The following is a 10,235-nucleotide window of genomic DNA, read 5'->3' on the forward strand; positions in this document are numbered from 1 at the left end:
TGGCCTTTTCCTAGGGGTTCCACTGCTAGGTTGACACCGTCGGAGCCGTGTTGACCAGGGGTTGGCGCTGGCGGTCGCGGTGAGGACGGGCAGGCGGTGCAATTCCCCGGTTTTCCCTAGTTGACGTCGGTCGCATCGTCATTCTACGGTCGGTTCGACGCGTTCGATGGGGTGTTTTTTGCGAGCAGTGCGAACGTGGGGTGAGTGCACAATGGAGCTTGTCGACCGTTCCGGCGAATGGGAACTGCTCAGGGACGCCTATGCCGGCTGCGGCGAGGGCCGCGGCCAGCTGGTCCTGGTCAGCGGCCGGTTCGCCAGCGGCAAGACCGAACTGCTGCACGCCTTCGGCGACTTCGTCGTGGACTCGGGCGCCCTCCTGCTCAGCGCGACGGGCGCCCGCGCGGAAGGGGCGCTCCAGCGCGGCGTGCTGGGCCAGCTCTTCCACAGCGACACCCTGCCCCCGTCGGTCATCGCGCGCGCGGCCAGCCTCATCCTGCCGGCGGCGGACCCGGGCCAGTTCGGCTCGCCGGCGATGCGCCCCTCCGACGCGCGCGTGGCCCAGGAGCTCTGCACGATCGTCTCCGGCCTGGCCAAGGACCAGCCGGTGGTGATGCTCGTCGACGACGTCCAGTACGCCGACGACGCCTCCCTGCAGGCCCTGCTCTACCTGATCCGCCGCATGCGGACGATCCCGGTCCTGATGGTGCTGACCGAATGCGAGCAGCCCTGGTCGCCGCGGCCCTGGTTCCACGCCGAGCTCGCCGGCTGCCCGCACCGCGAGATCACGCTCCGGCCCCTGTCCGCGCAGGGCGTCGCCGACCTCGTCGAGCTGAAACTGGGCGCAGGCAGGGAAAACCTCGCCGAGGGCCTGCACGCGGTGAGCGGCGGCGTGCCGCTGCTGGTGAAGGCGCTGATCGAGGACCAGGCGCACGGGGAGGGCGACCCGTTCGTCGGCGCGGCGTTCGGCCGGGCGGTCCTGGCCTGCCTGCACCGCAGCGACCCGTCCTTCCTGGAAGTGGCGCGGGGCATGGCGATCCTCGGCGACGAGGCGACGCCGGCGCTGGTGGGCCGGTTGATCGAGATGGACGGCGGCTCCGTCGAGCAGCACCTGGACGGCATGGCGCGCTCGGGCCAGTTCAGCCCGGCGGAGCTGAGCCGGCCGGCGGTGCACGCGGCGCTGCTGGACAGCCTGAGCCCGGCCGACCGGGTCGTCATGCACCGCGACGCGGCGGAACTCCTGTACTGGCACGGCGCCACACCCGTCACGGTGGCTCGGCACGTGCTCGGCGCGGACGACGCGACGGCGCCGTGGGCGATCCGGATCCTGCGCGACGCGGCCGACCAGTCGCTGGTCGACGACGACGTGGACACCGCGATCCGGTGCCTCAGCCTGGCGCTGCGGGCCAGCGAGGACGACACCGAGCGCGTTCTGATCACGGCGGCGCTGGCGCGAGCGGAGTGGCGGGTCAACCCGTTGGCGGCTTCCCGCCGGCTGGCGCCGCTGCACCACGCCCTCGAGGACGGCACGCTCACCGGCCGCGACCTCGTGACGTTCATCAGATACCTGCTGTGGCAGGGAAAACTCGACGACGCCACCGCGCAGCTGGGCACGGTGATGGAGTCGCTGACTCAGGCGGACGCGCAGATCGCCGCGGAGCTGGGCCTGGCCTACCAGTTCGTCTACGGCACGGCCCCCGGCTCGATGCCGCAGGAGACGACGAACAACCCCTGGACCCGGGCCCGCGTCACGCTGACGTCGATGGTGCAACACGGCGGCGGCGAGGACCTCGTCAACAACGCGCTGCACGTGCTGGCCAGCTGCGCGCTCGGCGACTCCACGCTGGAGATGCTGGCGACGGCGCTGTCGGTGCTGATCGGCGCGGACCGGGTGGACGACGCGGCGATCTCCTGCGAGCGGCTGCTGTGTGACGCCGCCAAGCGCAATGCCCCGATGTGGCAGGCGGTCCTGGCCAGCATCCGCGCGCACATCTCGCTGCGCCAAGGGGATCCGGCGCAGGCCGAGGAACTGGCGGCCACCGCGCTGGAGCTGATGAGCCCGCAGAACTGGGGTGTGCTCATCGGGTATCCGCTGTCCACGCTGATGCTGGCCAACACCGCGATGGGCCGACACGAGCGCGCGGCCGCCCTGGCGCAGCAGATCGTGCCCGAGGCGATGTTCAAGACGATCTTCGGCCCACGCTACCTGAACGCCCGCGGCCACCACTACCTGGCCACCGGCCGGCTGCTGGCCGCGTTCAGCGACTTCGAGGAGTGCGGCGCGCTGGTCGGCGCGCTCGGCCTGGACGTGCCGGTGATCTCCATGTGGCGCGGCGACCTGGCCGAGGTGCAGGTGCTGCTGGGCCGGCCGTGGACGGCCAAGGAACTGGTCACCGCCCAGCTGGAGTTCGCCGGTGGCGTCACCGGGCGGGTCAAGGGCGTGTCGCTGCGCGTGTTGGCGGCCACCAGCGACCCGAAGGAACGGCCGCGGCTGCTCTACGCCGCGTTGGATCTGCTCCAGGTCAGCGGGGACCGGCTGGAACTGGCCCGCTGCCTGGTCGACCTGGCCCAGGCGCACCACGAGCTGGGCGAACTGGAGCTGGCGCGGTCCGCCGCGCTGCGGGCGAGTCAGGAGGCGAGGTCGTGTCACGCCGCACCGCTGCTGGACCGGCTGTCCCGGTGGAGCGTGGACGTAGCGGAGACACCGACGGCGGCGCCGGACGAGGCCGACGACGCGGTCGGCTCGGTGCTGAGCGCCGCGGAGCTGCGGGTGGCCGCCCTGGCGACCCTCGGGCACACCAACCGCGAGATCGGTCGCCGCCTCTACATCACGCCCAGCACCGTGGAACAGCACCTGACCAAGGTGTATCGCAAGCTCAACGTGGGTGGCCGCAAGGACCTCCCGGCGGGTCTGTCCCTGCACGTGGCGTCGACGCCGACCGGCTGACGCCGCAAAAACTCCACTTCTGTCTAGGACATTTGTATAGGACATGAGGTAGAATGGATGCATGGGACATCGAGAAGACCTGCTGGCCGGCGCCAAGCGCTGCCTCGTGGAGAAGGGTTACGCGAGAACGACCGCGCGTGACATCGTGGCGGCCTCCGGCGCCAACCTGGCGTCGATCGGCTACCACTTCGGGTCCAAAGAGGCCCTGCTGAACCAGGCACTCATCCAGTCGGTGAGGGAGTGGGGTGAACAGCTTGCGAAGACTCTGATCGAGGCCGACGTGGACCATCTGGGCCCGCGCGAACGGTACGAGGCGATCTGGGGACGCATCGTCGAGATGTTCGGCTCGAACAAGCAGTTGTGGGCCGCGCAGTTCGAGGTGCTGGCGCAGATCGAGCACGCCGAGGACGTTCGCCAGGTGCTGACCTCCGGCAACGCCGAGGGCCGGCCGGGCCTGGGCATGCTCTTCAACAACATCGACCCCGAGGTGGACGAGCGACAGGCGTCGCTGGTCGGCGCGTTCAACCAGGCGCTGCTGACCGGCCTGATGGCCCAGTGGCTCATCGACCCCACCACCGCGCTGAACGGCGCGGACATCACCGAGGCGCTGAACGTGATCGCGCGCAGCTTCGCCGGTGAGAAGGTTGGCAGTGCCAGCAACTGATCCTTGGTTGACCCGGGCGCAGCGACCCCGCTAGCGGGGTCGCGCCCGACCCGGACTGGCCCTGTTCCACCACGGAGTCGAGCAGGGCACGCGAGTCCACGAGCCGCCGCTGCGCGCTGATCCGCCGGCGCTCGATCCGGAGACATTCTCCCTTCTTTCCCGACGCCGCAAGGCGTTGATGACGCACGCCCAGAGTCCGCCGCGCCACTGCCACGCGCGGCGGGGCGACCCGGCCTGCCCTCCTCACCGTTGGAACCGCCCTTCCCTGCCCGGGAAGGGCCCTCAACTCGTGCCCGTCCTGTGTCACGCACGGTGCTGTGACGATCACCTAGGGGCCCTCGACGTGGTGCCGTCGGGGACAAAACAGCAGGTAGAAGCACATTTAAACGTACGTCCTATACAAATGAGCTAGACGTATGTATAGTTCCGACCAACAGATCCGAAGTGCCGATCCCACATCAGGAGTCTGAAGTGACAACCACGCAGCACAACCAGAACGGGACGAACGCCGGCGCCGCGACCACCGTCCAGCTGGACCAGGTCCGCAAGGTGTACGGCAAGGGGGACAACGAGGTCGTCGCCCTCGGCGGCGTCACCATCGGCTTTCGCCAGGGCACCTTCACCGCCGTGATGGGCCCCTCGGGCTCCGGCAAGTCCACGCTGCTGCACTGCGCGGCCGGCCTGGACACGCCGACGTCGGGCTCGGTGACGCTGGCCGGTCAGAAGATCGAGGGCCTGTCCGAGGCGAAGCTGACGATCCTGCGCCGCGACCGCATCGGCTTCATCTTCCAGTCGTTCAACCTGCTGCCGGCGCTGACCGTCTACCAGAACGTCACGCTGCCGCTCCAGCTGGCCGGCCGCAAGCCGAACAAGGCCGAGGTCAACCGGATCATCCAGCAGGTCGGCCTGGCCGAGCGCAAGAACCACCGCCCGGGCCAGCTCTCCGGCGGCCAGCAGCAGCGCGTCGCCATCGCGCGCGCCCTGGTCACCCGGCCCGCGGTGATCTTCGCCGACGAGCCGACCGGCGCCCTGGACACCCGCACCGCGCGGGATGTCCTGACGCTGCTGGGCAATTCGGTCCGCGCCACCGGCCAGACCATCGTCATGGTCACGCACGACCCGGTGGCCGCCTCGCACGCCGACAGCGTCGTGTTCCTCGCCGACGGCCAGCTGGCCGGCGAGCTGCACAACCCGACGCCGGAGTCGGTCGCCGAGCGCATGACCCAGCTCGGCAACTTCGTCGCCGCCCGCCGCAACAACGTGGCTGTGGGGAGCAACTGAGATGTTCAAGCTCGCCATGCGCTCACTGCGCCACCGCTGGGGCGGCTTCGTCGCCACCTTCATCGCGATGTTCTTCTGCGCCGGCCTGCTGATGGCGGCCGGCGGCCTGGTCCAGACCTCCGCGGAGCACGCCGTGCCCGCGCAGCGGCTGGCCGCGGCGCCGATCGTCGTCGCCGGCAACTCCAACTACAACCTGCCGGGCGGCCAGACCCCGTACACGCTGGCCGAGCAGGTCCGCGTCGGCCAGGACGTGGTCGACGCCGTCGGCAAGACCCCCGGTGTCGCCAAGGCGATCCAGGACGTGTCGTTCCCGGCCGTCGTGCTCAAGGATGGCAAGCCCGTCTCCGCGAGCAGCCAGGAGTTCCGCGGCCACGGCTCCCGGGTCGAGACCGACATGACCTCGCTGGGCCACGGCTGGACCTCGGCCGAGCTGACCCCGTACACGCTGGTGTCGGGCACCGAGCCCACCGCGGCCGGTCAGGTCGTGCTCGACACCACCACCGCCTCGCTGGCCGGTGTCCAGGTTGGACAGTCGGTCACCGTCGAGGTGCACGGCGGCCAGCAGACCTTCACCGTCAGCGGCATCGCCCGGGCGTCCGGCACCGTGTCTCAGGCGGCGCTGTTCTTCGGTCCCGCCGACGTCCAGAAGTTCAACACCGAGCCCGGCACGCTGAACGCGATCGGCGTCATCCCGGCCGCCGGCCAGGACGTCGCCGCGCTGAGCGACAAGCTGACCGCGGCCGTCGGCCCGAGCGCCATCGTGCTCACCGGCGACCACCGCGGCTACGCCGAGTTCCCGGACACCCTCAAGGTCACCGACCTCACCGTCACGTCCGCGGTGTTCACCCTGCTGGCGATCATGGCCGGCCTGTTCGGCGCCTCCTCCACGCTCGCGCTGGCCTACCAGCAGCGCGGCCGGGAAATGGCTCTGCTGCGGGCGATCGGCACCACGCCGCGCCAGCTGCGCCGGATGATCCGCGGTGAGACGATCACGCTGTCGCTGCTCGCCTCCGTGGTGGCCATCGTGCCCGCGTACTTCGCCAGCGAGTGGCTGTACGACGAGATCGTGTCCAGCGGCATCGCGCCGGAGGGCATCGTCTTCCACCTGGGCCCGGCGCCGATCGTCATCGCCATGCTGATCGCGCTGCTGACCAGCATCGGCGCGGCCCGCATCGCCGGCCGCCGCGCGGCCGTCACCAAGCCGACCGCGGCCTTGCAGGAGGCGGAGAACCAGCCGGTGCGCATGGGCTGGGGCCGGGTCATCATGGCCTGGGTGTTCATCGCCGTCGCGGCCCTGATGTCGTTCGTGACGCTGACCGCCGTCACCGGCCCGCTCACCGCCACCCCGGCGGCGCTGATCTCCATCTGCCTGGCCGTCGGCCTCGGCCTGCTCGGCCCGGCCATCGCCAAGCTGATGACGGCGATCATCGCCCCGCTGCTGCGGCCGTTCGCCGGCCTGGCCGGCTACCTGGGCTCGCTCAACGCCCGCCAACGCGCCACCCGGATGGCGGCGGTGATCACCCCGGTGATGCTGCTGACCGCCATCGCCACCGCCAACCTGTACCTGGTCACCACCGAGCAGGACGTCAGCACCGCCGCCTACACCGACGACCTGCACGCCGACCTGGTGCTCCAGTCCGGCGCGACCGGCTTCACCCCGGACGTGCTGGCCAAGGTCCGGCAGCTGCCGAACGTGGACGCCGCCTCGGAGTTCGTGGCCAGCACCGGTTTCGTCGAGAAGCCCACGGACCCGTTGGGCGGCAAGGACCTCGACGGCTGGCCGATCCAGGGCGTCACCGCCGACGCCGCGTCCAAGATCGGTGTCTCGTCGACGATCTCCGGTGACCTGCGCAACCTGACCGGGAACACCGTCGCCCTGACCGACACCTACGCCAAGCGCATCGGCCGCACCATCGGCGACACCATCACCCTGCGGCTGGGCGACCGGTCCACCGTGGACGTCAAGCTGGTCGCCACCTTCCCGACCCGGCCCAGCTTCGACAAGATCCTGCTGCCCGCCGACCTGCTGGCCGCGCACACCCTGCCCGGCCTGCCGATCCAGATCCTGGTCCGCGCCACCGCCGGCGCCGACGTGGCCCAGCTGCGTACGGCCCTGGCCGCCCTGTCGCAGACGCTGCCCGGTAGCACCATCAGCGACCGCAGCACCCTGGCCACCGCCTACGCCGGGCACCTCCAGTCGCAGGCGCTGGTGAGCTACCTGATCGTGGCGATGATCGCCGGCTACACCACCATCACCATCGTCAACAACCTGGCGCTGTCGACCACCAGGCGCCGCAAGGAGTTCGGCCTGCAGCGGCTGACCGGCTCCACCCGCGGCCAGATCCTGGGCATGATGGCGTTCGAGGGAACCCTGGTGGCGGTGATCGGCATCATCCTCGGCGTCATCGTCACCCCGTCCACGCTGATCCCGTTCAGCCTGTCCCGCACCGGAAACGCGATCCCCACCGGTCCACTGTGGATGTTCTTCGCGGTGGTGGCGTACGCGGCGGTGGTGGCCCTGCTGGCCACGCTCGTGCCGACCTGGTTCCGGCTGCGCGGTCGGCCCCTGGAGGCCGCCGTTCCCGAGTGATTTCCCCAGTACTACGAGCCTCCGGCCACTCCTGCTGCGCAGGGGTGGCCGGAGGTCGTTGTGCGGTGAGGGAATAGGTGCCGGCGAAGTCATGACGACGGCATCGGAGCGACTGCTGTGATCGAACTCCCAGACGCGGAAGGCAACCTGGTTGCCTTCGAGCCCAAGAAGACGCCTTCCCCCTTTGCTCCCGGCGGCCCCGCGCTGCGCAGCCGCACCCTGTTCTCGGCGGCCCACGTCGTCGCCGACCCGGCCGCGCCGAACGCGCAGTACGGTCCGGCGACCATCGACTGGGACGCCACCATGGCGTTCCGCCGCCACCTCTGGTCGCACGGCCTGGCCGTCACGGAGGCGCAGGACACCTCGCAGCGCGGCATGGGCCTGGACTGGCCGCTGGCCGCCGAGCTGATCACGCGGTCCGGCGCGGAGGCCAAGGCCGTCGGCGGCCGGCTGTCCGCGGCGATCTGGACCGACCAGCTGGACCCGACCGCCGCGCACTCCGTCGCCGACGTGCTCGCCGCGTACGAGCAGCAGATGGAGGTCGCCGAGGCGGCCGGCGCCGAGATCGTGATCCTGGCCAGCCGGCAGCTCGCCGCCTCGGCCAAGGGCCTCGACGACTACGCCGAGGTCTACCGGCAGCTGATCAAGCAGGCGAGCAAGCCCGTGGTGCTGCACTGGGTTCGTGAGCTGATGGACCCGGGCCTGGCCGGCTACTGGGGCAGCGCCAACGGCGACGAGGCGCTGGAGAACTTCCTCGGCGTGGTGGCCGAGAACAAGGACAAGATCGACGGCGTGAAGGTGCTGCCGCAGGCGCTGGACCGCGAGATCGAGATGCGCCGCCGACTGCCCGAGGGCGTCAAGTGCTACACCGGCGACGACCTCAGCTACCCCACGCTGATCGCCGGCGACGGCACCCACCACAGCCACGCGCTGCTGGGCATCCTGGACCCGCTGGCCCCGCTGGCCGCCGCGGCCGTGCGCAAGCTGGACGCGGGCGACACCGCGGGCTTCACCGAGCTGCTGGGCCCGACCGTGCAGCTGTCCTTCCACCTGTTCGAGGGCACCGGCATGGACATCCGGTTCTACAAGACCGGGTTCACCTTCCTGGCGTGGCTGTCCGGCCACCAGGACCACTTCAAGATGATCTGGAGCGAGCAGAACGACCGCTCGCCGGCGCACCTGGCCAAGGCCTACCAGCTCGCCGACGGCTTCGACCTGTTCCCGGACCCGGACCTGGCCGAGCGGCGGATGCGGCAGTACCTGGCCGAGGCGGGGGTCACGGCATGAGCGACACCCACGCCGTAGTGCTCGGCGGCGGCATGGCCGGCATGCTGGCCGCCGCCTCCCTGGTCGGGCACGCCGACGCGATCACCATCGTCGAGGGCGACACCTTCCCCGAGACCCCGTTGCCCCGCAAGGGACTTCCGCAGGGCTACCACTCGCACATGTTCATGGGCGGCGGCGCGCAGGCGCTTGACGACCTGCTGCCCGGCACCAGCAAGCTGCTAATCGCGGCCGGCGCGCACCGGCGCGAGCTGCCCGGCGGCTCGCTGACGCTCTCGTCGGTCGGCTGGCACCGCCGTGGCCCGAGCCCGGCCTACTCCATCGTGTGCAGCCGTGAGCTGATGGACCACATCGTCCGCCAGCAGACGCTGCGCAACACGCAGATCAGCGTGCTGGAGCAGACCCAGGTGAAGGGTCTGGTCGGCGACGCCTCGCGGATCACCGGCGTGCGGATCCAGCGCGGTGTCGCGCCGGTCGAGACGATCGACGCCGACTTCGTCGTGGATGCCACGGGTCGGCGCTCGCAGTCGCCGAAGTTCCTTGCCGCGCTGGGCCTTCCGGCCGTCGACGAGGAGACCGTCGACTCCGGCCTGTCGTACTCGACGCTGCTGTTCCAGGCGCCGCCCGGTGGTTCGGCGATCCCGGTGATCCTCATCCAGCCGCAGGCCGGCACCGGCCAGCCGGGCCACGGCGCGACGCTGTTCCCGATCGAGAACAACCTGTGGATCTGCACCATGACCGGCACCCGCGGCGGCGAGCCGCCGGCCGACGAGGACGGATTCCGCAAGTTCGCCGAGAACCAGCGGCACCCGATCATCGCCGAGATGATCTCCGGCATGACGCCGCTGGGCGAGGTCAAGCCGTACCGAGGCACGGCCAACCGCCGCCGCTACTACGACAAGCTCCCCGTGCCGGAGGGCTTCGTCGTCCTCGGCGACGCCGCCACGGCGCTGAACCCCGTGTACGCGCACGGAATGTCCGTCGCGGCACACGGCGCGGTGGCGCTGCGCCGGGCGCTGGAGGCCAACGGCGGCCTGAAGCCGGGCACGTCCCGCAACGCGCAGACCGCCATCGCCCGCGCCGCCGACTTCGCGTGGACGACGGCCAGCGGCCAGGACCGCGGCTTCCCCGGCACCAAGGCCAACCGCGAGGTGAAGGTCAGCAAGGGGCAGGCCAAGTTCGCGGATCGCATGTCCCGCACCGCTCTGAGCGACCCGGTGGTGGGCAACGCGGTGTACGAGGTCTACACGCTGGCCGCGCCGCAGTCGAAGGCGGCCACCCTGCCGGTGCTGCTGTCCACGCTGCGCGGGCCGCGCAAGCCGGACCTCACCGCGGAGCAGGCGATCGCGCAGTTCCCGGAGCTGGCGGACCTCCGCCGCACCAGGATTAGCAGTTGACCTAGTGAGACCGCACCCGGGGTTGGCGATAATTGCACCGGGTGCGGTCTCCTTTTTCTTGTCTGCCATGAAGGT

At 70.6% G+C, this 10,235-nt stretch carries 6 protein-coding genes; all 6 read left to right on the forward strand.

From position 1 onward, the window contains the following. Window positions 1-211: 211 nt before the first annotated feature. Window positions 212-2,944, forward strand: a complete 2,733-nt coding sequence (locus BCF44_RS05790) for a helix-turn-helix transcriptional regulator (RefSeq protein ID WP_170217357.1) — start codon at window positions 212-214, stop codon at window positions 2,942-2,944. A gap of 61 nt (window positions 2,945-3,005) precedes the next feature. Continuing rightward, window positions 3,006-3,608, forward strand: a complete 603-nt coding sequence (locus BCF44_RS05795; protein WP_116173070.1) for a TetR/AcrR family transcriptional regulator — start codon at window positions 3,006-3,008, stop codon at window positions 3,606-3,608. Between the two features lie 471 nt (window positions 3,609-4,079). Beyond that, window positions 4,080-4,889, forward strand: coding sequence for an ABC transporter ATP-binding protein (locus tag BCF44_RS05800; protein WP_116173071.1), 810 nt, complete (start codon window positions 4,080-4,082; stop codon window positions 4,887-4,889). 1 nt (window position 4,890) lies between these two features. After that, window positions 4,891-7,479, forward strand: a complete 2,589-nt coding sequence (locus BCF44_RS05805; RefSeq protein WP_116173072.1) for an ABC transporter permease — start codon at window positions 4,891-4,893, stop codon at window positions 7,477-7,479. 117 nt (window positions 7,480-7,596) lie between these two features. Further along, a complete protein-coding gene (locus BCF44_RS05810; protein ID WP_116173073.1) occupies window positions 7,597-8,766 on the forward strand; it encodes a DUF993 family protein in 1,170 nt (389 codons plus the stop codon). Next, on the forward strand, window positions 8,763-10,160 hold the full coding sequence (locus BCF44_RS05815; protein ID WP_116173074.1) for an NAD(P)/FAD-dependent oxidoreductase: 1,398 nt from the start codon (window positions 8,763-8,765) through the stop codon (window positions 10,158-10,160). The genes BCF44_RS05810 and BCF44_RS05815 overlap by 4 nt, the downstream gene beginning before the upstream one ends. Window positions 10,161-10,235: the final 75 nt, after the last annotated feature.

This window comes from Kutzneria buriramensis (genome assembly GCF_003387475.1).
GTDB classification, from domain to species: domain Bacteria; phylum Actinomycetota; class Actinomycetes; order Mycobacteriales; family Pseudonocardiaceae; genus Kutzneria; species Kutzneria buriramensis.

What these genes read in the sequence shown, in the direction of transcription:
- BCF44_RS05795 (WP_116173070.1), top strand. Translation starts at nt 3,006, where the DNA reads ATGGGACATCGAGAAGACCTGCTGGCCGGCGCCAAGCGCTGCCTCGTG.
- BCF44_RS05815 (WP_116173074.1), top strand. Translation starts at nt 8,763, where the DNA reads ATGAGCGACACCCACGCCGTAGTGCTCGGCGGCGGCATGGCCGGCATG.
- BCF44_RS05790 (WP_170217357.1), top strand. Translation starts at nt 212, where the DNA reads ATGGAGCTTGTCGACCGTTCCGGCGAATGGGAACTGCTCAGGGACGCC.
- BCF44_RS05805 (WP_116173072.1), top strand. Translation starts at nt 4,891, where the DNA reads ATGTTCAAGCTCGCCATGCGCTCACTGCGCCACCGCTGGGGCGGCTTC.